This is a genomic window from Acidisoma sp. 7E03 (assembly GCF_054665075.1).
The window spans coordinates 45,450-66,948 of sequence record NZ_BAAFHE010000002.1 but is presented as its reverse complement, the minus strand read 5'-3'; the positions used below and the strand labels follow the sequence as shown (position 1 = coordinate 66,948).

The window sequence follows — 21,499 nt, the reverse complement described above, 5'->3', positions numbered from 1 at the left end:
GCTCCGTCAGATCGGGACGCCGGCCTGGCTCTTGCTGGTACGGATGGTCTGCAGGGTCTGCACCCGGCTGACCTCATTGAGCCCGGTGAGGCGCTGCGTGAGGAGATTTTCATGCGCAGCATCGCGCGCCACGAGTCGCAGCAGAAAATCGCCGCCGCCGCGAATCATGTGGCACTCCCTCACCTCCTCCCAGGTGGACACGGTCTTCTCGAAGGCGGAGAGCACCACCTCTTTCTGGCTTTCGAGGCCGACGATCGCGAAGAAGGTGATGCTCCAGCCGAGAAGGGCCGGGTCGGTTTCGGCATGGTAACCGCGGATGAAGCCAGCCTCCTCCAGGCGACGCACGCGTCTCAAGCAAGGCGGAGCCGATATTCCCGCGCGCCGCGCAAGCTCGACATTTGTGATCCGGCCGTCCATTTGTAATTCCGTCAAGATTCGGCGGTCGATCGCATCGAAATCCGCGACGTCGTTCGGGTCGTTTTTCATCGGCGGGTCCAAATACTCCAAAGCGCTCCGAAAACGGGGCGCACACGCAATATTGTTTTAATCGTGCCAGATCGAGGGAACAACGCCCGCGGCAAGAGATAAGTGTTTTCCTTGCCTTGTCTTTCCGCTGGCAGATATCCTTGCTATGACCGAATCGGTGGATTGTTTACTCTCATGACCAACGCGCAGCCCATTCCGGTGCTCATCATTGGCGCCGGCCCCGCAGGCTACACCGCTGCGATCTACGCGGCGCGGGCCGGACTTACGCCCGTTCTCGTCGCGGGACTGCAGCCGGGCGGCCAGCTCACCATCACGACGGACGTCGAAAACTATCCGGGCTTTGCCGATGCGATCCAGGGCCCCTGGCTGATGGAGCAGATGGCGACGCAGGCCGAGCGCATGGGCACCCGCATCATCCATGACATCGTCACCGAGGTCGATTTCTCGCGCCGCCCCTTCGTCGCGGTGACGGATTCGGCCGAGCGCTTCGAGGCCAATGCGGTGATCATCGCAACCGGCGCGTCGGCCCGGTGGCTCGAACTGCCGTCCGAGCGCGCGCTGCGTGGCGCCGGCGTTTCCGCCTGCGCCACTTGTGACGGATTCTTCTATCGCGGCAAGCGGGTCGCGGTCATCGGCGGCGGCAATACGGCCGTCGAAGAGGCGCTGTACCTCACGCACCACGCAAGCCACGTGACGCTGGTGCATCGGCGCGATTCTCTGCGGGCGGAGCGGATCCTGCAGGACCGCCTATTCTCCAACCCGAAGATCTCCGTGATCTGGAACCATGCCGTGGACGAAATCCTCGGCGCTGGCACCCCGCCGACGGTGACCGGTCTCCGACTCAAGCACGTGACGAACGGCTCGACCCAGACGCTCGACCTCGACGGCGTCTTCGTCGCCATCGGCCATTCTCCGAACACCACCGTCTTCAAGGGCGCGCTCGATCTCGATCCTGAGGGCTACATCCTCACCGAGACGGGAACGACTCGCACCTCCGTCCCCGGGGTCTTCGCCGCGGGCGACGTTCAGGACCGAATTTATCGTCAGGCCGTCACCGCTGCCGCTTCAGGCTGCATGGCGGCACTGGATGCAGAAAAATGGCTCACACACAGCATTTCGAAAGTCTCGGTAGCAGCCTATTAAGCCCGCAGGAGGTGGTGTGGAGGGCCGCGCCACCAGCCAGATGAACCTTATGATGAGCGGATTGGAAACGGTATTATGGATTGGGACAAATTAAGGGTCTTCCACTCGGTGGCGGAAGCCGGAAGCTTCACGCATGCCGGTGACACTCTGAACCTCAGCCAGTCTGCCGTTTCCCGCCAGATTTCCGCGCTCGAAGAAGCGCTTCAGGTGCCGCTCTTCCACCGCCATGCGCGCGGGCTCATTCTCACCGAGCAGGGCGAGGCGCTCAACCGCACGGTGCGCGAAGTCTTCGCCAAACTGGCGATGACCGAGGCGCTGCTGACCGAAAGCAAGGAAAAGCCGGCAGGCCGCCTGAAGGTGACGACGACGGTGGGCTTCGGCTCCATCTGGCTGGCCTCCCGCTGTCAGGCCTTCCTGGAGCAGTATCCGGAAGTCACCATGTCGCTCCTTCTGGATGACGGAGACCTCGACCTCGCGATGCGCGAAGCCGACGTCGCGATCCGCATGCATCCGCCGAAGCAGCCGGATCTCGTCCAGCGCCACCTGATGGACATCCATTGGACGGTCTATGCGGCGCCGGAATACCTCAAGAAATACGGCACGCCACAGACCCCGGAAGATCTCGACAACCACAAGATCATCCTCTTCGGCGGCTATCGCCCGCCGGTGGACGACATCAACTGGCTGGCCGAGGCCGGCCGGCGCCCGGGCAATCCGCGCCGTGCCGCGCTCGAGATCAACAACCTTCACGGGATGGCCCTTGCCATCCGCTCGGGCCTCGGCATCGGCGTGCTGCCGGATTATCTCGGCCGTGACACCGAGGGCCTCGTCACCGTCCTGCAGGACGTGAAGGCCCCCAAGGTCGACGTCTTCTTCGTCTATCCGGAAGAGCTGCGGAACTCGAAGCGCGTCGCCGTCTTCCGTGACTTCCTGCTGGCTCATATTGCCGAAAAAGCCTGACCACCACGTTTCCACCGCCCGTCATGCGGCCCGCTTCCTGAAGAGGAAGCGGGCCGTTTTCATGTTCCGCGAGAGCGACAGCGATGACCGAAACTGCAGAGGCAACGCGGGCCAAACCCGGTGCCGCCGGCCCGCGCATGCCGAAGAAGAACGTCCGCCCCTTCCTCGAAGCCCTGGCGGCGCATTGGCCTGATGCGAAGACCGAGCTCGTCTATCACAACGTCTTCACGCTGCTGGTCGCCGTCGTGCTCTCGGCACAGGCGACGGACGCCTCGGTAAACAAGGCGACCGGGCCGCTCTTCGCCCAAGCCGACCATCCGCGGGCAATGGTCGCCCTCGGCGTCGAAGGGCTCGGTCGCTACATCAAATCCATCGGGCTGTGGCAGGGCAAAGCACGCAACGTCATCGCGCTGTCCCAAATCCTGCTGGACCAGTACGGCGGGCAGGTGCCACACGACCGGGAGGCGCTGGAGGCGCTGCCCGGCGTCGGGCGCAAGACCGCGAACGTCGTGCTGAACGTCGCCTTCGGCGAGCCGACCATCGCCGTGGATACCCACCTCTTTCGTCTCGGCAATCGCACTGGGCTCGCACCAGGCAAGACCCCGCGCGCCGTGGAAGATGGGCTTCTCGCCCGCATTCCGGCCGACATGCTGATGCATGCCCATCACTGGCTCATTCTCCATGGCCGCTACATCTGCAAGGCGCGGACCCCCGAATGCTGGCGCTGCAATGCCGCGCCCTGGTGCGCCTTCCGGCTGAAGAGCCCGCCGCCCGCCGCGACACGGCCATCTCCCAAGCCCCGTGGCCGGGTCACGGCCGTTGCGATAGAAGACAGCTAGTTTCAAGGGATTTTGAATGCGCATCGTCGTCGCCATGTCCGGCGGGGTGGATAGCTCGGTCGTCGCGGGGCTTCTGGCCGAGCAGGGCCATGAGGTCATCGGCGTGACCCTGCAGCTCTACGACCACGGGGCCGCCGCGAAGCGGAAGGGCGCCTGCTGCGCCGGCGAGGACATTCATGACGCCCGCCGCGTGGCGGACCGCCTGGGCATCCCGCATTACGTCATCGACGCCGAGGCGCGCTTCCGCGCGGCGGTGATGGAGGATTTCGCGGCGAGCTACGCGGCCGGCGAGACGCCGGTGCCCTGCGTGCGCTGCAACCAGAGCGTCAAGTTCGGCGATCTCGTCGCCATGGCACGCGATCTGGGCGCGGAGGCGATGGCCACCGGCCATTACGTCCGCCGCATCGAGGGGCCGCAGGGTCCGGAGCTGCATCGCGCGGTCGATCCCCAGCGGGACCAGAGCTGGTTTCTCTTCGCGACGACCCGCGATCAGCTCGCCTTCAGCCGCTTTCCGCTCGGGAGCATGCCGGACAAGGCGGCGGTGCGCGCCGAAGCGGCGCGTCTCGGCCTCGCGGTCGCCGTCAAGCCGGATAGCCAGGACATCTGTTTCGTGCCGCAAGGCCGCTACACCGACATCATCGCCAAGCTTCGGCCCGAGGCGCTGGAGCCGGGGGAGATCGTCGATGCCGAAGGCCGCGTCCTGGGCCAGCATGAGGGCATCGCCCGCTACACGGTGGGGCAGGCCAAGCGCCTGCGGCTGACCCGCCGCGAGGGCGAGGATGGCCCCGTGGTGACGCAGCTGGACCCTGCGCGGCGCCGCGTCGTCGTCGGTCCGCGTCAGGGCGGTGTGCGCGAGGTCAGGCTGCGCGAAGTCAATTGGCTCGCCGAGGTCCCGCCGGAAGGCCTGCGCGTCACGGTCAAGATGCGCGCCCGTGCCGAGCCCGCACCCGCCCTGGTGCAGGTCCAGCCTGGCGGGGGAGCACTCGTGACGCTCGACACGCCGGCCCTGCCCGCGCCTGGCCAGGGCTGCGTCTTCTACGACGGCGACCGCGTGCTCGGCGGCGGTTTCATCGAACGTCCCATGGCGCTGGGGGCCGTCGGCACCTAAGCTTCCGGTCTCAAAGCAAGAGACCACGCCCATGCTGATTGCCCATCTTTCGGACCTGCACATCCGCCCCTACGGGGTGCCCGCCGCCCGCGTCGTTGAAACCAATATGCTGGTGGAACGCGCGCTGGCGGTGATCGTCAGCCTCGATCCGCGGCCCGATGCGGTCGTGGTTTCCGGCGACGTCACGGAATGTGGACGTCCCGAGGAATACCGCATGGCGGCAAAGCTGCTGCAGCGTCTGGCGCCCATGCCGGTCTATCTCGTTCCGGGCAATCACGACCGACGCGACAATTTCCGCGCCGGCCTCGCCGACTTTCCCGGCGTAACCGCCGATCCCGACTTCGTCCAATATGCGGTCGAGGATTTGCCGGTGCGCCTCCTCATGCTGGATTCGGTGGTGCCTGAGGCGGGCTATGGCCTGCTCTGCGAGAAGCGGCTCGCCTTCCTCGACCGCACGCTCTCGGCCCAGCCGCAGAAGCCGACGATGCTGGTGCTGCACCACCCGCCGATGCTGGCGGGCGTCACCGACATGGACCACATCTGGCTGCGGAACACGGCGGAGCTCGGCGCGGTGCTGGCGCGCCACCCCCAGGTGGAGCGAATCCTCACCGGCCATCACCACCGTAGCATCGTCGGCCGGCTGGGCCACGCCATCGTCATCGTGGCGCCTGCGGTGGTCCATCAGTCGGAACTCGATCTGCGGCCGGGCGCCGACTCCCGGCTGGTCATGGAGCCGTCCGCCTATCATCTCCATCTGCAGCTGCCCGCCGGTGAGATCGTTACCCACACCGCCTATGTCGAACGCTTCCCCGGCCCCTATCCGTTCCTGGTAGACGATGATTATCCGGGGCGACCGGCGTGACCGCCCATGCTGTGGAGGCGGGTTGACGGGCGCCCGCCCGGGCGCTATCCGCACGCACCGCGCGACGGTCGACGTCGCAGGGTCTGATATGGCGGCGTAGCTCAGCGGTAGAGCAGGGGAATCATAATCCCTTGGTCGGCGGTTCAAATCCGTCCGCCGCTACCATCAGATCAATCGCTGGCGGATCATGGTCGCGCTCTGCACGCCGTGATCGTCTGGCGACCTTCCGGCGAGGGACAGTCCTCTTGCTCTCGCTGATGGTTGCGGCTTACGCGCCAAGCGCCTCACGCTCGGCAGTCGCGTGCAGCCGTCCCGCGATGGCGACGTCCACCGCCGCGATGCCGGCCACCATCATCAATCCCACGAGCGACCCAAGGTGGCGCGGGTTGTGCCGCGTCACGCCCGATGCGAGCGTTCCGAGATCAAACGCGTCGCCACCCACGCGCGCCCAGACCCAGGGTGCAGGATCGCGGGCGAGAAGGAGACCGAAGCCCGTCAGAAGCTCACGCGCGCCGACCAGCCCTATGAGAGGCAGATTATCAACGCCCGTCAGCTTCGCGACGCGGCGGCGGCCGAACATGTCCAGGATCCCCAGCCCGAGAGAGACCCAACCGAGGCACCGCGCGGCCGCCAGGTCTTCGGCGCGGTAGTGATAACGCATCGCGTCCTGCTTCGCTTTCAATGGCTTATCTCCTCAAGGGCGGGCCGCCGCGGGTACAGCCGACCGCCCTTTCGCAGGCTGCCGGCCCCCGCCGCCTTCCCTAGGTGGCCCTGCCACTCCTTCACTTGCATCAACATGCTGAGACCGACGTCAGGCGCGACGTCACAAGGTGAAGGAGGTCCGTCTGCGTTCGAGCCGCATAGCCCACACGCGATTGCGATGTATCTAATGACGCGGGCCTGATCATAATTGCGGCGTGCCCGCCCGGTCTGATCCGGGCGCGCGGAGAGACAGCTGTGACTCGAAGAATCGTCGTCTACGACTACTGGACCTGGATCGCCGGTGAAGGATTGGGCCAAATCGCCCCGGTCAAGCGCAGCCTACCCGATATTGAAGCGCGGCATGGCCTGGTCATTCTCACCTCGGCCGAGGAAGTGGATGCCGCGCAGCTCGCCGAAGATGGCTCCTACACGGCACCGCCCGGGGCGAAAATCCCCGCCGAGTGAGGGCTTCCGCCTGTCAAGCGCTTCCAGGGACTAACCCCAGCCTTCCAGCACGATCTTCCCCTGGGCCGCATGGCTTTCGATCAGCCCGTGGACGCGGCGGAGATTGGCTGCGGAGATCGGGCTGAGACGGTCCGTCAGCGTCGTGCGCACCGCGCCTGCTTCCACCAGTCCCGCCACTGCGTCGAGGATCTCGCCCTGCGCCGCCATATCCGCGGTCTGGAACATCGAGCGGGTGAACATGAACTCCCAGTGCACCGACACCGCCTTGCGCTTGAAGGGGTTCACGTCCAGCGCCGCGGGATCGTCGATCAGCGCAAAACGTCCCTGAGGCGCAATCGTCTCTGCGATCGCCGGCAGATGGCTGTCCGTGTGCGTCGTCGAAAACACGAAGCCCGGCGCGCCCAGGCCCAATGCCGCCACCTGCTCGGGAATGGACTGGCTGTGGTCGATGACGTGGTGGGCGCCGAGGTTGCGAACCCACGCCTGAGTCTCGGGCCGGGATGCGGTGGCGATCACGGTGAGGTCAGTCCGCGCGCGGAGGAGCTGGACCGCGATGGAGCCGACGCCGCCGGCACCGCCGATGATCAGGACCGCAGGTGCCGCCCCAGGCACCGGCCGGGTTACCTCCAGGCGGTCGAACAGAGCTTCCCATGCGGTGAGCGCGGTCAGCGGCAAGGCCGCGGCCTCCGCCCAATCCAGGGAGGCGGGCTTGTGGCCGACGATGCGCTCATCCACGAGATGGAGTTCCGCATTGGTCCCCTGCCGGTTCAGGTCGCCGGCGTAATAGACGGCATCACCCGGACGGAAGCGGGTGACGTTGGGTCCCACCGCGCGGACGACGCCGGCCGCGTCCCAACCGAGCACCTTCCAGGCCTCGTCCGCCGGTGCCGCACGCACGCGCACCTTGGTGTCGACGGGGTTGACCGAGACTGCCCGCACCTCGACCAGCAAGTCGCCGGCACCCGGCTGGGGATCGGGCAAGGTGATGTCGACCAAGGAGCCGTCCCGTTCGATGGGGCCGGGCTGCCGATAACCGATGGCGCGCATCGCGCATCTCCTCTTCTGTTTCCTCGAGTATGGCTATTACCCTCCACCCTGGAAAGTACGCACAATTTTGGGTTATAGTGTCGAAATGGATACTGTTCAGACGCCGCCGCGCCATTCCCGCTTCGACTGCAGCCCCGGTTGCTCGGTGGAAGCCACGCTCAGTCTGATCGACGGCAAGTGGAAGGGCGTGATCCTGTTCCATCTGTTGGACGGGACGCTCCGCTTCAATGCGCTGCGCCGGCTCATCCCCGACGTCACCCAGCGCATGCTGACCAACCAGCTGCGCGAGCTGGAAGTCGATGGGCTGATCACCCGCCAAGTTTATGCCCAGGTGCCACCCAAGGTCGAATACAGCCTGTCACCACGCGGGCGCACGCTCGAGCCGGTCCTCCTCGCGCTCAAGCTCTGGGGCGATGCGCATCTCAGCCTCTTCACCGGCGCTCGTGCTTCAGGAAGCGCCCCGGCGGCTGGCCCAGAAGCCGGCTGAACATCACGGTGAAAGCGCTCGGGCTCTGGTAGCCAAGATCGAGCGCCGTCTCCGTGATCGACCGCCCCTGCGTCAGCCAGTCGACCGCGACCGTGACGCGCAGATGCTCGCGCCACCGCGCGAAGCCCATGCCCGTCTCGGCCTGAAACAGCCGCGCCAGCGTGCGCTGGCTGGCGCCGGCGCTGCGCGCGACGGCCGCGAAATCGAGGCTGGTGCCAGGATCGGCGAGAAGCAGCGCCACGGCCCGGCGCAGCCGGGGGTCCCGCCCGTAGGGGAGGAAGAGAGTGGGGCCAGTGCGCGGCGCCCGGATGCGGCGCAGAATCAGGCTCAGGATCAAGCCACGCTCCTCTGCGTCCTCGCCATCGGGACCCGCCGCTTCCAGCGCCAGCTCCCGCAGAAGAGACGACACCACGAGACTGCAGCAGTGCTGTGGCAGGCCTTCCGCCGCCTCCACCGGGATCAGGAGCTGCACGAAAGAGGCGGACTCGCTGTAGCGCGCGGCGTGACTGACGCCCGGTGGCACCCAAATGCCGCGCCCGGGCGGGGCGAGCCAGGCACCCTCCTCCGCCTCGACGGCCATGGTGCCGGCCAGCACCACGCCGAGTTGGGCGCGTGCATGGTCGTGGCGTGCAACCATCGTCCCCGCCTCGTGCACGACGTGCCGCGCTTCAAAATCCTGAATGGCATCTGGGCGCATGGTTTTGGCAGTTTTTCGAAAGTATCGCGCGATACTTTTGATTAAACGCCATCACCAGCGCAGGACACAAGGAGAGCATCATGGAGCAGCGCCTCACCGTCACGGGGATCGCGGGGAGCATTCGCCGGCAGGCCTATAGCCAAGCGGCCTTGCGTAGCCTCGCTGCCCTCCTGCCCGCGCAGACGAACTACGCAGAGCTCGCGATCGGCGCTTTCCCTCATTACGACCAGGATCTTGACGGAGAGGCAGCACCCGCCGCGGTGGCGGACGCCCGCGCCCGCATTGCCGCCAGCGATGCCGTGCTCATCGTGACGCCGGAATTCAATCACGGCATTCCCGGCGTGCTGAAGAACGCGCTGGACTGGCTGTCTCGGCCTGCTTTCACCAGTTGCTTCGTTGGCAAGCCGGTGCTCTTCGCAAGCATCGGGCCGGGCGCTCTCGGCGGCGTCCGCGCCCAGTATCAGCTACGGGAGACGCTCGCGGCGATGCTCTGCCGCATGGCCCCGCTCAAGGAATTGATCGTGCCCGAGATCGCGGAGAAAATCAGCGAGGGCCGGCTGACCGATGCACGCACCATCGCCCATTTCGACGCAGCCTTGGAACGCTTCCTTGCGGAGCTGACCGCACGAGGGCCGGCATGATGCTCGCCTGGCGCCGGCGCGACTCCCGCTCCGCTGTGGGCCGGCGCCCCAATGGAGCCGCTGTAGTTAAGGCCGAATCGTCAGTGGCCGAATTGCGCTGCGGTCCAGCGCAGACCCCAGCCGAACAGGCAGAGGATAGGCGCAAGACCCGCGCAGCCGATGGCGAGTTCTTCGAAAATCAAGGTGGAGGGCGCGGCGATCAGCAGATCCGCCGCCAGCCAAAGGCAGGCCAGTCCCGCGAGCACGAAGGAAAAGCTGATGATCCCTTTGGAAACGGCGGTCAGCACGGCCTCGTCACTCCTGCTTGGAGACACCCGTAAACTTGGCGCCTCGGGCGAAAGGCCCGCGGCGTCAGGCAGGCTCGAACTCGCCCTTCTCGTTCAGCACCGAGAGCACGCCGGTGCGAATGTCGAAGGACGTGCCGTGCAGCTCCACCTTCCCTTCCTCGACCCGGCGGGCGAGCCAAGGGAAGGTCATCAGATTGCGCAGCGAGATTTTGATGGCCTCGTACTCGCAGAGCTGCTGCTGCTTTTCTTTCACCGGCTCGCACGCGAGAACGCGGTCTCGCGCTTCGGCGACAATGCCGACCCAGGACGACATGAAGTCCAGCCGCTCGGCAGAGGCGGGATGGAGCAAGGCGTGGATGCCGCCGCACATCGCATGCCCCATGACGATGACGGTCCGCACCTCGAGCACCCGCACGGCGAATTCGATGGCCGCAGAAGTGCCATGGAAGGCCAGGTCCTCCTCGAAGGGCGGGACGAGGTTCGCCACGTTGCGGACGATGAAGATCTCGCCCGGTCCCACGTCGAAGACCATGGCCGGATCAACCCGGCTGTCCGAACAGGCAATGACCAAGGTTTCGGGCTTCTGGCCAAGCTTGGCCAGAGCCTCGAACCGCTCGCGGCGCCCGGGCCATACGGTATGGCGGAAGCGCCTGTATCCACTCAGAAGATTTTCCACGGCGGGAGATTAGGGCGAGGCGCGGCGCGCAGCAATATGCTGGCGGCCGCTCTCGTAACGGAAGAGCAATGGCAGGCGGCCGCTGGCAGGCCGCAGCCAGACCCCACATCGGGACGGCAGCAGAAGGAACGCAGGTGATGAAAATCGGTGTGATCGGCCTCGGCGCCATGGGCAGCGGCATGGTGCGCACCCTGAGGCGCGCGGGCCATGAACTGGTGATCTACAACCGCTCGCGCGCGAAAGCCGAAGCGCTGAGTGGTGATGGGATTACGCTCGCCGAGAGCGCGGCGGAGGCCGCGGCGCAAACGGGCCTCGTTCTCACCATGCTCGCCGACGACGATGCGGTGGAGGCGACGGTGTTCGGTGCGGACGGCGTGCTCGCAGGGTTGCGTCCGGGCCAAATCCACGTCTCGGGCAGCACCATCTCCGTTGATCTGTCGCGCCGGCTGGAGGAAGCGCACGGCGCCTTGCGGCAAGGCTTCGTGGCTGCGCCCGTGCTGGGCCGGCCCGCGGCCGCCGAGTCCGGCAAGCTCTTCGTGATGGTGGCGGGTGCATCCGCGCTGATCGAGACGCTGCGGCCCGTGCTGGAAGATCTCGGCCAGCGCCTCTTCATCGTCGGCGATCGCCCATTCAAGGCCAATCTCATCAAGCTCTCCTGCAACTTCCTGATCTTTTCCACCATCGAGCAGTTTGCGGAGATCTTCGCGCTCAGCGAGAAGGGCGGCGTGGACAAGGCGACGCTCTTCGAGGTCCTGACCGAGTCCTTCTTCACTGCCCCAGTACACAAGAATTACGGGCGCCTCATCCTCGACCAGGCCTATGACCCGCCAGGCGCCAAGGTCGGGCTGGGCGCCAAAGACAATCGGCTGTTCCTGGCGGCAGGCGAGGAACTGGCCGTTCCCCTGCCGCTCGCCTCTCTCCTGCGGGACCGGTTCCTCGCGACCGAGGCACGGGGGGAGGGCGAGCTCGATTTCTGCGCGATCGCCCGACGCGCGGCGGAGGATGCCGGGCTCTAAAGCGGTTCGAAGGGCGCGGTGACGCGCAAATCCTCGATACGAAAGCCGTGCCGGGCCGAGAGGAGTTCGCCGACCCGCCGCCGATGGCAGATGCAGGCCTCGGCCTCGTAGCAGAGCAGGGCCGAGGCAGAACCGGCCGCGGCCTCCCCCGCCTCGACGAGCGCCGCCTGCGCCTCCGACCGGGCAAGACTCTCCTCCACGATCTGCCAGAAGAGAGGCCACTGGCGCCGGCGGTTGGCCTCTCGCCCAGCGGCCGGCGTACCCAGCGCCTTGAGGTGAAGATAGCCGATGCCGGCCTCGTCCAGCCCTGCGGCGAGCTGGCGTTTGGAAAAGCCCGCCCGGCGTGACAGGGGCAGGTCGCGAATGTCGATCACCCGGCGCACGCCGGCCTGGCGCAGGGTCTCGACGAAGGCGCCGAAGCCCGCCTTTTCGTAGCCGATGGTGAAGAGCACGCGGGATCCGGCTTTGTCGTCACCGTCAAAGATTGGCATGTGTCTCCCTCGCCGATCGTGCTTTGATGGGCTGCGCGCCCCGGTTCGGGGCCAGGAATAGCAGGACCGAAAGCCCAGGATGACCCCAGCCTTCCGCCGCCTCACCGCATGTCTTGCGGGCGTTGCGTTCCTCGCCATGCCGCTGGCGGCAAGCGCCACCGATCTCGCGGCGCACCGCGCCTTCTATCGGCTCACCCTCGCCTCCACCGGCAACAGTGGCGTCACCAGCGCCTCCGGCGCCATGGAATACGAGGTCATCGACGGCTGCACCGGCTGGGCGACACAACAACGTCTGGACATGACCGTGCTGGACCGCGAAGGCGGCGATACCCATACCGTTTCCGACTACTCGACCTGGGAATCGAAGGACGGGCACAACTTCCGCTTCCGCATCACCCAAGTCACCAACGGGTCGCGCGACGTGCGCGCAGGCTATGCCGAACTGCCCCCGGGCAAGCCGGGCTTCGCCGTCTATACCGAGCCCCATGATCAGCGGGTGAGCCTCCCGCCCGGCACCGTCTTTCCGATGCGCCAGACCGCCGACGTGCTGGCCGCAGCCCAGGCGGGCAAGACCTTCGTCGCCCTGCCGGTGTTCGATGGTACGACCGGTGCGGCGGCCGAAAACACCTTCGCCATCATCACCAGCCATGGCGAGGTGGTGAAGAGCGACTTCAAGCCGCTGGCGGCGCTACCGAGCCTGACCGTGCACATGGGCTACTTCCCCAAGGACACGACCCAGATGCTGCCCGACACGCTCATCGCCATGCGCTACTGGGACAATGGTGTCGCGGATTCCCTCAATCTCGACTTCGGCAATTTCACGATGGCGGGCACGCTCGCGAAGTTCGAGCTGCTGCCGAGCCATTGCGGCTAGCCCTCAGCACCCGGATGGCGACCCGGTAAAGGCTGCCGCGACCGGCACGCCCTGGCGCATGCCGGGGCCGACGCCCGGCGAGGCGGGTGCGGGCAGGATGAAGCCATAGGTCGGATAGACCGTGACACCCCAGCTGCCGGACGGCGGCCACCAGACCCGCACCGCCGACCAGTCGTTTCCGGGCGACACGTCGAGCACCGGCTGCGCGCTGGTAATGCGATAGGGCAGCCAATTGGCCTGCGTCACCAATACCTTCCGCGGCGCGACCACCGAGGTGACGACGGCCAGATGGCCGCTGCTCAAGCGGTTGGTACGGCGGAAGACGAGAATGGCCCCCGGCACCGGTTGATTGCTTTCGGCATAGCGGCCGGCCGCCGCCCCCCACCACTGCCAGGCGTCGCCGCTCAACGGCAGGCCGGAAACCTGCCGGGCGTAGGGCACGCAGGTCATGGAGGTGTGCTGGCCATACTCGGCATAGCCGCCGCCACAGCCAGCGAGCGCCAGGACCGAGAGCAGGCAAGCCGCAGGACGGGCGAAGCGGCGCCTTCCACCCAGACGGAACAGCCCCAGACACGTCATCGGTGCAATCCTCAAAGGACCGTATCGGCCCTTCTTCTCATATCCTACATTACCAAAGAGCTGCAACCATCTGGTAGTAATGCGGATTGTAGAAGGGACAATGGGATCAGCGGGAAGCGATCATCAGCCCTGCCCCGAGAGCCTTGTGCAGCCGAGCGCATTGATGCTCTGGATTTTCCATGAGCGCTGCGCCCTCACCCCCCGACCCCGCTGATCTCGACTTCACGGAAGAAGAGATCCAGCGCTACTCCCGGCATATTCTGCTGCCGGAAATCGGCGGCACCGGCCAGGCGGCGCTGCGCCGTGCCCGCGTGCTCATCATTGGCGCGGGCGGGCTCGGCAGCCCACTTGCGCTCTATCTCGCGGCGGCCGGCATCGGCACCCTCGGCCTCGTGGACGACGATCGGGTCGAGCTATCGAACCTGCAGCGCCAGATCGCGCATGCGACGGAACGACTGGGCGAGCGCAAGACGACCTCCGCTGCCGCGGCGGCCCAGGCACTCAATCCCCTGTGCCGGATCGAGGAGCATCCCGCTCGGCTGGACGCGGCGAACGCCGCCGATCTCGTCCGCCGCTACGACCTCGTCTGCGATGGATCGGACAATTTCACGACGCGCTATCTTGTAGCCGATACCTGCGTGCGGGAGCGGCGGACGCTCGTCTCGGCCGCCGTGCTGCGCTTCGAGGGGCAGCTATCGGTTTTCAAGCCGCATCTCCATGCGGATGGGCCCTGCTACCGCTGCCTTTATCCCGAAGCACCGCCGCCCGGCCTCGCCCCCTCCTGCGCCGAAGCGGGGGTGCTCGGCGCCGTGACCGGTGTCATGGGCACACTGCAGGCGACGGAGGTAATCAAGGAAATCCTCGGTCTCGGGGAAAGCCTCTCCGGCCGACTCTTGCTGTGGGATGCGCTCGCGACGCGCTTTCGCACCATTCGGGTGCCGCGTGACCCTGGATGCCCGGTCTGCGGAGCAGCGGCATGAGCGATCGTCCGCTCGCCATCCTGCTGCTGTCTGGCAATCACGAACGCGCCCATTACGCTTTCGCATTGGCGGCAGGTGCGGCCGCCCTCGGCCGCCCGGCGCTGATCTTTGCGACCAATGGCGGCTGCCACGCCCTCGCCACCGACTGGTCCGGCCTGGCGGAGCCCGAACGCGATGCGGCGATCCGCACCCGCGGCGTGGCCGGGCTCACCGAGCTGCGTGAGGCCTGCCTCGAACTGGGTGTCTCCCTGCTCGCCTGTGCCGCGGGCCTGCAGGCGGAGGGGCTCCCCGTGTCCGCCCTTCTCCCCGACGTCCGCGTTTCCGGAATCGCCGCCTTTCTCACCGAGAGTGCCACGGCTCAAACCATCAGCCTGTAGAGGGCGCGGAAAAGCCCTCCATCCCGCTTGACCCGAAGCGCGGGGCTTGGCAGGCACAGGGCATGAGCTTTCGGACCACGCGCCCCCTCATCCATCTGGCCGCGTCGGGCCTCGGGATCCTTCTCCTGGTCGCGAGTGCCAGAACTTGGGCCGAGGACGCCAAGACCGCAGCCAAGCCTGCCGCCTCCGCACCGGCGACCACTGCGCCGCCCAAGCCCGTGCAGGACCCGCATGTCGGCAGCTCCTCCGGCCTTCCCTTGCCGCGCTTCGTCTCTCTGCGCGCAGACTCGGTCAATCTCCGGGTGGGACCGGGCGATCAATATCCCATCCTCTGGGTCTATCACCGCGTCGGCTTGCCCGTGGAGGTGCTGCGGGAATTCGACGTCTGGCGCCTAGTCGTGGATTCGGAGGGCACGAAGGGCTGGATGCACGAGGCGACTTTGACGGGCAATCGCCATTTCGTGATCAACGGCACGACGCCGGTCACGCTCTATGGACGCGCGAGCACGGATTCCGATCCAAGGGCCCAGCTGATGCCAGGCGTGGTCGGGTCGATCGAGCGCTGCGCGGCGGGAGGCGACTGGTGCCGCGTGCGCGCCGACCGCGTTTCCGGCTGGCTCGAGCGGAGTGAATTCTGGGGCACCCTGCCCGGCGAGAAGATCCCTGCCAAGTAACCCCGTCTCCGTCATTCTCGCCACTTCCAGCCCCGGCGAAGTGCGCGCGCTGGCACTGGTGGACGGGCGCGCGGTTGACAGCGCCATAGAGCGCCCGGACGGGCCGCTCGCGTCAGGCGACCAAGTGGTGGGACGCCTCCGCGCTCATGTTCCCGCAATGGCCGGGGCCTTCGTCGCGTTACCCGGCAGCGGGGAGGATGGGTTCCTGCCGGATTCGGCTGGTGGCGCCGGCCTTGCCGAAGGCGCGCATCTTGCGCTGCGGGTGACGCGCGGCGCCCAGGGCGGCAAAGGCCCACGCCTCGCGGCGGACGGCGTGGCGGAAGGGCCGATGCGGCTGCTGGCCCGAGGGCCCGGTGCCGTTGCGCGCCTCGCCGCCTTGCATCCCGATGCCGCGATCCTGGTGGATACGCCTCAACTCGCAGCGGCGCTCCCACCTGCGCTCCGCGACCGCATGACGCTTGGCCTGGGCCAGGAGGCCGAGCGTGCGCGCGACGTCTGGGCCATGCTCTCCGAGCCCGAAGTGCGGGTCACCGGCGGCGGGCGTTTTACGATCACCCCCACACCCGCGCTCGTCGCCGTCGATCTCGATGCGGGCGGCCTTATCGGTGACCGCCGCGGCAAGAAGGACATGCTGATGGCGCTCAACCATCGGCTGATCCCAGTGCTCGCGCGGCACATCCGGCTCCGCAATCTCTCCGGCGCCATCGTGGTTGACCTGGCCGGGCTCGCGCAGCGGCAGCGGCCGCTCCTCGCTGAGGCCTTTCGCGCGGCGCTCGCGCCGGATCCGCTGGCTCCGCGCTTCCTGGGCTTCACCGCCTTGGGCCTTGCCGAGATCCAGCGCAGCCGCGTTCATCCGCCGCTTCACGAGTTCTTGTCCGGCGTCGCAGGCCAAGCCTTGTCAGCCCTCGCCGCCCTCGCCGACCTCGTTCTCTCCCGCCCGGGTGCCGAGCATAGTCTGGCGCTGAGCCCTGCACTCCTCGGCGCCCTGGACGCCGACAGCGCAGCGCGCGATCAGTTCCGGGAACGCACCGGATCTGCGCCCATCCTCCGCCTTGACCCAGATCTCGGCGAAGCAGCGCGGTCATGGCGTCTGGTCACGATTGTGTAACGCTGGTAAGGCATTGGTTAGGTTTCTCCCTATGTCTTGCGGGAGCGATGAGGAACGTCGAGGAACATAAGGCCGCTCATGATGCAGGTTTCCGAAACGCGTGAGCACCAGCCCCATTCCGCTCTCGACAAGGCAGCGGTGCAGGCGGCCTATCGCCGGTGGGCCGGCATCTACGATGCTGCTTTCGGCCTCATCTCGCGGCCTGCGCGCAATCGTACCGTGTCCCTCATCAACAGCCTACCCGGACGGGACGTGCTGGAAGTGGGCGTCGGCACCGGCCTTGCGCTGCCGCTCTACCGACCGGAAAAGCGCGTCACCGGAATCGACCTCTCATCTGAAATGCTGGCCCGGGCCCGCGCACGCACCGAAAAACTCGGCCTCTCGCACGTCGCCGGCCTGCATGAAATGGATGCCGAAGCCACGGGCTTTCCCGACCAGAGCTTCGACATCGCGGTCGCCATGTTCGTCGCTTCCGTGGTTCCCAACCCGAAGCGGCTGATGGCGGAGATGCGACGGCTGGTGCGCCCCTCGGGCCACCTCCTCTTCGTCAATCATTTCATCGCGCCCTCCGGTCCCCGGCGCTGGATCGAACAGGCGATGGCTCCTGCCTCCCACGCGCTCGGCTGGCATCCCGACTTCGCGGTGGAGGCTCTGCTGACATCGGCAGAGACGGCACAGGCGGCACGCCGTTCGACGGCCCCCTTCGGCATCTTCACCCTGGTCCACTTGCCGGCGATGACGGCCTGACGCGCCCGGGCGCGGGCAACATTGCTGAGGCCCGCACAAATGGTTTCGTCACGCACCGTCCTGTGCTAGCCCTCCGCCGCCCCGGATCCGGCTCCCGCCGGCGGCTTCCAGGGTCCCGAAGCTGACATGGCAGCCATCAGGCACTTCCTCATGTCATGGCTACGCGGAGGTGACCCCTTTCCCGTAAAGGGTGGGGCCAGCGTCGAGGACGGTTCTGAAAGACGAAAGCCTGATCATGGATAAGCCTGCTACCGCGATCGCTTCGGCCCGGGCATTGCCCGGTAGCGCAGAGCTTGCCGACTGGATCGCGCTGCTCAAGCCGCGGGTGATGAGCCTCGTGGTGTTCGCTGGCGCCATCGGCATGCTGGTAGCGCCAGGACACATCGACCCCCTGCGGGCCGTGGGGGCCATCCTCTGCATCGCCGTCGCCGCCGGCGCCGCCGGGGCGATCAACATGTGGTATGACCGCGACATCGATGCCGTGATGCGGCGCACCGCCAATCGGCCCATTCCCGCCGGGCGCGTGGCGCCTCTACCGGCGCTGATCTATGGGCTCGTCCTCTCCGGTCTTTCCGTGGGCGCTATGCAGGTCCTGACCAATGGGGTTGCGGCAGGCATGCTGGCGCTCTCCATCGCCTTTTACGTCTTCGTCTACACCGCTTGGCTGAAGCGCCGCACGCCGCAGAACATCGTGATCGGCGGCGCCGCAGGCGCCTTTCCGCCGATCATCGGCTGGGCCGCGGTGACGGGCAGCATCGACCTCGTGCCCGTGCTGATGTTCGCCATCATCTTCTTCTGGACGCCGCCGCACTTCTGGTCTCTCGCGCTTTATGCGAGCGGCGATTATGCACGTGCCGGAGTGCCGATGCTGCCGGTGGTGGCCGGGCAGCGGACGACGCGCATCAACGTCCTCGTCTACACCATCCTGCTGCTGCCGGTGGCAGCCAGCCCCTGGATGGTCGGCTTCGTCGGCCTTCCCTACCTCGTCATCAGCCTGATCCTCACCGGCCTCTTCCTGTGGCACGCGCTACGCGTGCTGCGGGACGGCGCGGGCCCCGGCGGCGCTTCGGTCAGCGACAATGCCCCGGCGCGGAAGGCCTTCCGCTATTCGCTGCTCTATCTCTTCCTGCTCTTCCTGGCCCTCGCCCTCTGCCGGGTGATCCACTGAGAGGCAGCGCCTCTCCTCCGAAAGGTTCCGCATGACCGCCTATGATCGCCTCTCCGCCCGCTTCGCACGCATTGCGACCGTGGGGGAAGCGATCTCCATGCTGAACTGGGACGCCTCCGTGATGATGCCGCCAGGTGGTGCCGCGGCGCGCGGAGACCAGCTTGCCGTACTCTCCGGTCTCGCCCACGAACTCACCGTCCATCCCGCGGTCGCGGAGGATCTGGCAGCGGCCGAGGCCGCCCCGCCGGCAGAGCCGTGGGCGGTCGCCAATCTCGCCCTCATGCGTCATCGCCACGCGCAAGCGGTGGCGCTGCCGGCCGATCTGGTGGAGGCGCAGAGCCGCGCCAATTCCGCCTGCGAATCCGTCTGGCGGCAGGCGCGGGCCGCGTCCGATTTCGCCATGGTGCGGCCCTATCTCGAAGAGGTGGTGCGCCTAGCGCGCGAGCAGGGCGCGGCCCTCGGCCAAGCCTTCGGCATGACGCCCTATGACGCGCTGATGGACCTCTACCAGCGCGGCATCAACGCCGCGGATGTGGAGCCGATCTTCTCCGCCTACGAAGTCTTTCTGGCGGATGCACTGCCGCGGGCCGAGGCTCTGCAGGCGGCGCAGGGCTCGGCCCGGCCCTTGCCCGGCCCCTTCCCGACCGAGGTGCAGGAGGCGCTGTGCCGTCGCCTCTCGGCTGCCGCCGGCCTCGACTACAACCACGCCCGGCTCGACCGCTCGGCCCATCCCTTCAGCGGTGGGACACCCACGGACACGCGCATCACCAGCCGCTATTCGGAAGACGAGTGCTTCCAGAGCTTCATGGGGGTGATGCACGAGACCGGGCACGCGCTCTACGAAGCCGGCCTGCCCCGCGCCTATGCCCGGCAGCCGGTGGGTGAAGCGGCCGGCATGGCGGCACATGAAAGCCAGTCCCTGCTGATCGAACTGCAGGTCTGCCGCGGCGACGCCTATCTGTCCTGGCTGGGTCCGCAGCTCCACGAGGCCTTTGGCGGCGACACGACGCTCTACGCTCCCGACAACCTCGGACGGCTGCTGCGGCGGGTGGAGCGCGGGTTCATCCGCGTCGAAGCCAATGAAGTCACCTATCCGGCCCATGTCATCCTGCGCTTCCGGCTGGAGCGGGCGCTGATCGCGGGCGATCTCCCGGTCTCCGACCTGCCGGGGGCGTGGAACGAGGGCCTGACAGGTCTGCTCGGCATCACCCCGCCGGACGACCGGCGCGGCTGCCTGCAGGACATCCACTGGTACGACGGCGCCTTCGGCTATTTCCCGAGCTATACGCTGGGGGCGATGGCGGCGGCGCAGATCATGGCAGCGATCCGCCGTGCGCTGCCGGATCTCGACGGCGCCTTGGCGCAAGGCGATCTGTCTGGCCTCCTGGGCTGGGTACGGCGGGAGATCCATGGTCGCGCCAACCTCCTTGGCTTCAACGATCTCATGCGCGCAGCAACCGGCCGGCCACTCGACGCGCAGGATTTCGAGGCGCATCTCACCGCTCGCTACCTCACGCCGGGCTGACCCGCGCCTTTGATGACGGGTTGATGGCAGAACCCCCCTTGATCCCGGCGCCGGGCTGGGCTACCCACCCGCCACGCCCGAGAGGGCGGCATGCCCAGGTAGCTCAGTTGGTAGAGCATGCGACTGAAAATCGCAGTGTCGGTGGTTCGATTCCGCCCCTGGGCACCATTCCTTCCCACACCGCTTCCCCACAGATGAAGACGCTCCCCGGGCCCGCAGATCGCGGAGAGGGTTCTTCTCGACCCGATGCTGCCCGGAGCCGCCGATGACCTTTCTCCGGCGCTTTCTGCCGCAGCCCCAGACCATCAGTCTCGCCGAGGGGCTGCGCCTGTCGCTCGGCGCCTGCCTCGGCATCGCGGTGACCGGCCTCGTGAGCACCGCCTGGTTCGGCACGGTGCGGGATCTTCCTCTGCTCATGGCGCCGATCGGCGCCTCGGCTGTGCGCAGAGGAGCCGTCCCGCCGATGCACGACCGGAACGTCGCCGATTTCCCTGACGCGCTGCCCCCACCCCTCGATGGGCGCCATCTGGCGCGAGACGAGGTCTTCATCTAGCGTGGATCGGCGCGACGCGCCTTCGTGACGCCGCGCGACACCTCGAGCATGATGGTATGGCGAACGACGCGAGTGGCACGGCTGTTGGGCTCTGGAAGTGTGAGCTGCCATCGGAGAAGCTCGCCTGGTCGCCCGTCGTGCGGCAGCTGTTCGGCATAGCCCCGGAAGCCGATCTGCGCCGGCAGACGATTGTAGAGATGTATGCCGATGGGTGCCGCGAACGGATGCAGGCCGTGCGCGCCTACGGAATTCGCTCTGGCAATGGTTTCAGTCTCGATGCGTCGATCTGGATCGACGCGAGCCAGAAGCGGCGGGTCCACATCGACGGCAAGGTCTTTACCGCGGGTCTGGGTCCGCGCCGGCTCGTCGGCACCAAGCGCGACATCACAGCACTGCATGCCGCGTGGCGCGAGGCGCGCAACCTTCCCGGTCATGATGCGGTGACGGGGCTTCCGGGGACATTTGCGGCACTGCAACAAAATGGCCTCCATGCGGACGGCCGGCTGGAGACACCGTGCCTGCGGATCACGCTGGAAGGCCTCGGCGCCATGAGACGAGACGTGCCCCTCGCCGGCACGGATGAGGTCTTGAAGTGCAGCGCCGACAGGATTCGCCATCTCATCGAGGCGCTGGGCACCGCCTGCGTGCCCGATTCAGGCAGCTTTCTCGTCCTCATCAAGCCCGAGGCCGCACATCTTCTCTCGCGTATCGGCACACGGCTGGCGACGGCGCTTCGTGAACCGATCTTTTGGAAGAATCGGCTGATCTTTCCGGAATTCTTCGTGGAACGGTCGAGCTGGAGGCCGTAATGCGCGGCTGGCCGCACCCCATCGTGCCGGAATGCCAGCGAGCGCGCTGACCGATCGTTGCTCTGTCATCAATTGTCGAACGGCATCTGCGTCGCTGCAGATGTTGGGCGTCACGATTCTTTTGCTGCAGCGCAACAGCGGCTGAGCACAATGATGTGTCGGAACCGCACGGCCAGTCCAAGCTGACTGTCGCTCATC

27 protein-coding genes and 2 tRNA genes are annotated in these 21,499 nt (G+C 67.0%); 21 read left to right on the top strand and 8 right to left on the bottom strand.

What is annotated here, in order from left to right; all coding sequences use genetic code 11:
• Window positions 1-6 precede the first annotated feature (6 nt).
• The gene (locus ACYQ6W_RS03125) at window positions 7-486 is read right to left on the bottom strand and encodes an Lrp/AsnC family transcriptional regulator (RefSeq protein ID WP_459673519.1); all 480 of its coding nucleotides are present in this window, start codon (window positions 484-486) and stop codon (window positions 7-9) included.
• Window positions 487-660: 174 nt separating this feature from the next.
• On the opposite strand from ACYQ6W_RS03125, the gene trxB reads away from it, so the two are divergent.
• The 6 genes from trxB to ACYQ6W_RS03095 all read left to right on the top strand — a co-directional run bounded on the left by trxB (window position 661) and on the right by ACYQ6W_RS03095 (window position 5,563).
• Entirely contained in the window at window positions 661-1,629 is a 969-nt protein-coding gene (trxB, locus tag ACYQ6W_RS03120; RefSeq protein WP_459673518.1) for a thioredoxin-disulfide reductase, read from the top strand.
• A gap of 75 nt (window positions 1,630-1,704) precedes the next feature.
• Window positions 1,705-2,589, top strand: coding sequence for a LysR family transcriptional regulator (locus tag ACYQ6W_RS03115; protein ID WP_459673517.1), 885 nt, complete (start codon window positions 1,705-1,707; stop codon window positions 2,587-2,589).
• Window positions 2,590-2,672: 83 nt separating this feature from the next.
• Entirely contained in the window at window positions 2,673-3,428 is a 756-nt protein-coding gene (gene nth, locus ACYQ6W_RS03110; RefSeq protein WP_459673515.1) for an endonuclease III, read from the top strand.
• A gap of 16 nt (window positions 3,429-3,444) precedes the next feature.
• Entirely contained in the window at window positions 3,445-4,536 is a 1,092-nt protein-coding gene (mnmA, locus tag ACYQ6W_RS03105) for a tRNA 2-thiouridine(34) synthase MnmA (RefSeq protein ID WP_459673514.1), read from the top strand.
• A gap of 31 nt (window positions 4,537-4,567) precedes the next feature.
• Complete coding sequence (locus ACYQ6W_RS03100) at window positions 4,568-5,398, top strand: phosphodiesterase (RefSeq protein WP_459673513.1); 831 nt, start codon at window positions 4,568-4,570, stop codon at window positions 5,396-5,398.
• A gap of 90 nt (window positions 5,399-5,488) precedes the next feature.
• Window positions 5,489-5,563 (top strand) — tRNA-Met (locus ACYQ6W_RS03095).
• A 103-nt stretch (window positions 5,564-5,666) separates the two neighbouring features.
• Here the strand turns inward: ACYQ6W_RS03095 and ACYQ6W_RS03090 are convergent.
• Complete coding sequence (locus ACYQ6W_RS03090; RefSeq protein ID WP_459673512.1) at window positions 5,667-6,080, bottom strand: hypothetical protein; 414 nt, start codon at window positions 6,078-6,080, stop codon at window positions 5,667-5,669.
• A 275-nt stretch (window positions 6,081-6,355) separates the two neighbouring features.
• On the opposite strand from ACYQ6W_RS03090, the gene ACYQ6W_RS03085 reads away from it, so the two are divergent.
• Window positions 6,356-6,565, top strand: a complete 210-nt coding sequence (locus ACYQ6W_RS03085; protein ID WP_459673511.1) for a hypothetical protein — start codon at window positions 6,356-6,358, stop codon at window positions 6,563-6,565.
• Window positions 6,566-6,595: 30 nt separating this feature from the next.
• Here ACYQ6W_RS03085 and ACYQ6W_RS03080 read toward each other — a convergent pair whose 3' ends face one another.
• Window positions 6,596-7,612, bottom strand: coding sequence for a zinc-binding alcohol dehydrogenase family protein (locus ACYQ6W_RS03080; RefSeq protein ID WP_459673510.1), 1,017 nt, complete (start codon window positions 7,610-7,612; stop codon window positions 6,596-6,598).
• Between the two features lie 85 nt (window positions 7,613-7,697).
• Between ACYQ6W_RS03080 and ACYQ6W_RS03075 the strand changes: the two genes are divergently transcribed.
• Window positions 7,698-8,099 (top strand): winged helix-turn-helix transcriptional regulator, encoded by a 402-nt coding sequence (locus ACYQ6W_RS03075; RefSeq protein WP_459673509.1) that lies wholly within the window; start codon window positions 7,698-7,700, stop codon window positions 8,097-8,099.
• Here the strand turns inward: ACYQ6W_RS03075 and ACYQ6W_RS03070 are convergent.
• On the bottom strand, window positions 8,044-8,736 hold the full coding sequence (locus ACYQ6W_RS03070) for an AraC family ligand binding domain-containing protein (RefSeq protein ID WP_459673508.1): 693 nt from the start codon (window positions 8,734-8,736) through the stop codon (window positions 8,044-8,046). The two genes, ACYQ6W_RS03075 and ACYQ6W_RS03070, sit on opposite strands and share 56 nt — an antisense overlap.
• 140 nt (window positions 8,737-8,876) lie before the next feature.
• Here ACYQ6W_RS03070 and ACYQ6W_RS03065 point away from each other — a divergent pair, with 140 nt between their 5' ends.
• The gene (locus tag ACYQ6W_RS03065; RefSeq protein ID WP_459673507.1) at window positions 8,877-9,437 is read left to right on the top strand and encodes an NADPH-dependent FMN reductase; all 561 of its coding nucleotides are present in this window, start codon (window positions 8,877-8,879) and stop codon (window positions 9,435-9,437) included.
• A gap of 80 nt (window positions 9,438-9,517) precedes the next feature.
• Here the strand turns inward: ACYQ6W_RS03065 and ACYQ6W_RS03060 are convergent, their stop codons facing one another.
• On the bottom strand, window positions 9,518-9,724 hold the full coding sequence (locus tag ACYQ6W_RS03060) for a hypothetical protein (RefSeq protein WP_459673505.1): 207 nt from the start codon (window positions 9,722-9,724) through the stop codon (window positions 9,518-9,520).
• Window positions 9,725-9,788: 64 nt separating this feature from the next.
• Complete coding sequence (locus ACYQ6W_RS03055) at window positions 9,789-10,400, bottom strand: carbonic anhydrase (protein WP_459673504.1); 612 nt, start codon at window positions 10,398-10,400, stop codon at window positions 9,789-9,791.
• A gap of 137 nt (window positions 10,401-10,537) precedes the next feature.
• On the opposite strand from ACYQ6W_RS03055, the gene ACYQ6W_RS03050 reads away from it, so the two are divergent.
• Window positions 10,538-11,416, top strand: coding sequence for an NAD(P)-dependent oxidoreductase (locus ACYQ6W_RS03050; protein ID WP_459673503.1), 879 nt, complete (start codon window positions 10,538-10,540; stop codon window positions 11,414-11,416).
• On the opposite strand, the gene ACYQ6W_RS03045 is transcribed toward ACYQ6W_RS03050, so the two are convergent.
• Window positions 11,413-11,907: a DUF488 domain-containing protein gene (locus ACYQ6W_RS03045; protein WP_459673502.1), complete on the bottom strand. Its 495-nt coding sequence runs from the start codon at window positions 11,905-11,907 to the stop codon at window positions 11,413-11,415. The genes ACYQ6W_RS03050 and ACYQ6W_RS03045 overlap by 4 nt on opposite strands.
• Before the next feature lie 79 nt (window positions 11,908-11,986).
• On the opposite strand from ACYQ6W_RS03045, the gene ACYQ6W_RS03040 reads away from it, so the two are divergent.
• Window positions 11,987-12,781 (top strand): EipB family protein, encoded by a 795-nt coding sequence (locus ACYQ6W_RS03040; RefSeq protein WP_459673500.1) that lies wholly within the window; start codon window positions 11,987-11,989, stop codon window positions 12,779-12,781.
• A gap of 3 nt (window positions 12,782-12,784) precedes the next feature.
• Here the strand turns inward: ACYQ6W_RS03040 and ACYQ6W_RS03035 are convergent, their stop codons facing one another.
• Window positions 12,785-13,360, bottom strand: coding sequence for a CHAP domain-containing protein (locus ACYQ6W_RS03035; protein ID WP_459673499.1), 576 nt, complete (start codon window positions 13,358-13,360; stop codon window positions 12,785-12,787).
• Between the two features lie 179 nt (window positions 13,361-13,539).
• On the opposite strand from ACYQ6W_RS03035, the gene ACYQ6W_RS03030 reads away from it, so the two are divergent.
• The 10 genes from ACYQ6W_RS03030 (at window position 13,540) to ACYQ6W_RS02985 (ending at window position 21,301) form a co-directional block, all read left to right on the top strand.
• Entirely contained in the window at window positions 13,540-14,340 is an 801-nt protein-coding gene (locus tag ACYQ6W_RS03030) for a HesA/MoeB/ThiF family protein (RefSeq protein ID WP_459673498.1), read from the top strand.
• Window positions 14,337-14,717: a hypothetical protein gene (locus tag ACYQ6W_RS03025; RefSeq protein WP_459673497.1), complete on the top strand. Its 381-nt coding sequence runs from the start codon at window positions 14,337-14,339 to the stop codon at window positions 14,715-14,717. The genes ACYQ6W_RS03030 and ACYQ6W_RS03025 overlap by 4 nt, the downstream gene beginning before the upstream one ends.
• A 62-nt stretch (window positions 14,718-14,779) precedes the next feature.
• Window positions 14,780-15,391: an SH3 domain-containing protein gene (locus ACYQ6W_RS03020; protein WP_459673496.1), complete on the top strand. Its 612-nt coding sequence runs from the start codon at window positions 14,780-14,782 to the stop codon at window positions 15,389-15,391.
• A gap of 127 nt (window positions 15,392-15,518) precedes the next feature.
• Complete coding sequence (locus ACYQ6W_RS03015; protein ID WP_459673494.1) at window positions 15,519-16,499, top strand: ribonuclease E/G; 981 nt, start codon at window positions 15,519-15,521, stop codon at window positions 16,497-16,499.
• A gap of 78 nt (window positions 16,500-16,577) precedes the next feature.
• Window positions 16,578-17,246: a class I SAM-dependent methyltransferase gene (locus ACYQ6W_RS03010; RefSeq protein ID WP_459673493.1), complete on the top strand. Its 669-nt coding sequence runs from the start codon at window positions 16,578-16,580 to the stop codon at window positions 17,244-17,246.
• A 235-nt stretch (window positions 17,247-17,481) separates the two neighbouring features.
• Window positions 17,482-18,414 (top strand): heme o synthase, encoded by a 933-nt coding sequence (locus ACYQ6W_RS03005; protein ID WP_459673492.1) that lies wholly within the window; start codon window positions 17,482-17,484, stop codon window positions 18,412-18,414.
• Between the two features lie 31 nt (window positions 18,415-18,445).
• Window positions 18,446-19,939, top strand: coding sequence for a carboxypeptidase M32 (locus ACYQ6W_RS03000; protein WP_459673490.1), 1,494 nt, complete (start codon window positions 18,446-18,448; stop codon window positions 19,937-19,939).
• Between the two features lie 92 nt (window positions 19,940-20,031).
• Window positions 20,032-20,107 (top strand) — tRNA-Phe (locus ACYQ6W_RS02995).
• 97 nt (window positions 20,108-20,204) lie between these two features.
• Entirely contained in the window at window positions 20,205-20,492 is a 288-nt protein-coding gene (locus ACYQ6W_RS02990; protein WP_459673488.1) for a hypothetical protein, read from the top strand.
• Between the two features lie 224 nt (window positions 20,493-20,716).
• On the top strand, window positions 20,717-21,301 hold the full coding sequence (locus tag ACYQ6W_RS02985) for a hypothetical protein (RefSeq protein ID WP_459673486.1): 585 nt from the start codon (window positions 20,717-20,719) through the stop codon (window positions 21,299-21,301).
• Window positions 21,302-21,499: the final 198 nt, after the last annotated feature.

Bases quoted from the DNA above. Each gene is read 5' to 3' on its own strand.
- ACYQ6W_RS03065 (WP_459673507.1), top strand. From the start codon at position 8,877: ATGGAGCAGCGCCTCACCGTCACGGGGATCGCGGGGAGCATTCGCCGG.
- ACYQ6W_RS03075 (WP_459673509.1), top strand. From the start codon at position 7,698: ATGGATACTGTTCAGACGCCGCCGCGCCATTCCCGCTTCGACTGCAGC.
- ACYQ6W_RS03010 (WP_459673493.1), top strand. From the start codon at position 16,578: ATGATGCAGGTTTCCGAAACGCGTGAGCACCAGCCCCATTCCGCTCTC.
- ACYQ6W_RS03045 (WP_459673502.1), bottom strand. From the start codon at position 11,907: ATGCCAATCTTTGACGGTGACGACAAAGCCGGATCCCGCGTGCTCTTC.
- ACYQ6W_RS03020 (WP_459673496.1), top strand. From the start codon at position 14,780: ATGAGCTTTCGGACCACGCGCCCCCTCATCCATCTGGCCGCGTCGGGC.
- ACYQ6W_RS03070 (WP_459673508.1), bottom strand. From the start codon at position 8,736: ATGGTTGCACGCCACGACCATGCACGCGCCCAACTCGGCGTGGTGCTG.
- ACYQ6W_RS03100 (WP_459673513.1), top strand. From the start codon at position 4,568: ATGCTGATTGCCCATCTTTCGGACCTGCACATCCGCCCCTACGGGGTG.
- nth (WP_459673515.1), top strand. From the start codon at position 2,673: ATGACCGAAACTGCAGAGGCAACGCGGGCCAAACCCGGTGCCGCCGGC.
- ACYQ6W_RS02985 (WP_459673486.1), top strand. From the start codon at position 20,717: ATGCAGGCCGTGCGCGCCTACGGAATTCGCTCTGGCAATGGTTTCAGT.
- ACYQ6W_RS03005 (WP_459673492.1), top strand. From the start codon at position 17,482: ATGGATAAGCCTGCTACCGCGATCGCTTCGGCCCGGGCATTGCCCGGT.
- ACYQ6W_RS03115 (WP_459673517.1), top strand. From the start codon at position 1,705: ATGGATTGGGACAAATTAAGGGTCTTCCACTCGGTGGCGGAAGCCGGA.
- ACYQ6W_RS02990 (WP_459673488.1), top strand. From the start codon at position 20,205: ATGACCTTTCTCCGGCGCTTTCTGCCGCAGCCCCAGACCATCAGTCTC.
- trxB (WP_459673518.1), top strand. From the start codon at position 661: ATGACCAACGCGCAGCCCATTCCGGTGCTCATCATTGGCGCCGGCCCC.
- ACYQ6W_RS03000 (WP_459673490.1), top strand. From the start codon at position 18,446: ATGACCGCCTATGATCGCCTCTCCGCCCGCTTCGCACGCATTGCGACC.
- ACYQ6W_RS03125 (WP_459673519.1), bottom strand. From the start codon at position 486: ATGAAAAACGACCCGAACGACGTCGCGGATTTCGATGCGATCGACCGC.
- ACYQ6W_RS03030 (WP_459673498.1), top strand. From the start codon at position 13,540: ATGAGCGCTGCGCCCTCACCCCCCGACCCCGCTGATCTCGACTTCACG.
- ACYQ6W_RS03025 (WP_459673497.1), top strand. From the start codon at position 14,337: ATGAGCGATCGTCCGCTCGCCATCCTGCTGCTGTCTGGCAATCACGAA.
- ACYQ6W_RS03080 (WP_459673510.1), bottom strand. From the start codon at position 7,612: ATGCGCGCCATCGGTTATCGGCAGCCCGGCCCCATCGAACGGGACGGC.
- mnmA (WP_459673514.1), top strand. From the start codon at position 3,445: ATGCGCATCGTCGTCGCCATGTCCGGCGGGGTGGATAGCTCGGTCGTC.
- ACYQ6W_RS03040 (WP_459673500.1), top strand. From the start codon at position 11,987: ATGACCCCAGCCTTCCGCCGCCTCACCGCATGTCTTGCGGGCGTTGCG.
- ACYQ6W_RS03050 (WP_459673503.1), top strand. From the start codon at position 10,538: ATGAAAATCGGTGTGATCGGCCTCGGCGCCATGGGCAGCGGCATGGTG.
- ACYQ6W_RS03035 (WP_459673499.1), bottom strand. From the start codon at position 13,360: ATGACGTGTCTGGGGCTGTTCCGTCTGGGTGGAAGGCGCCGCTTCGCC.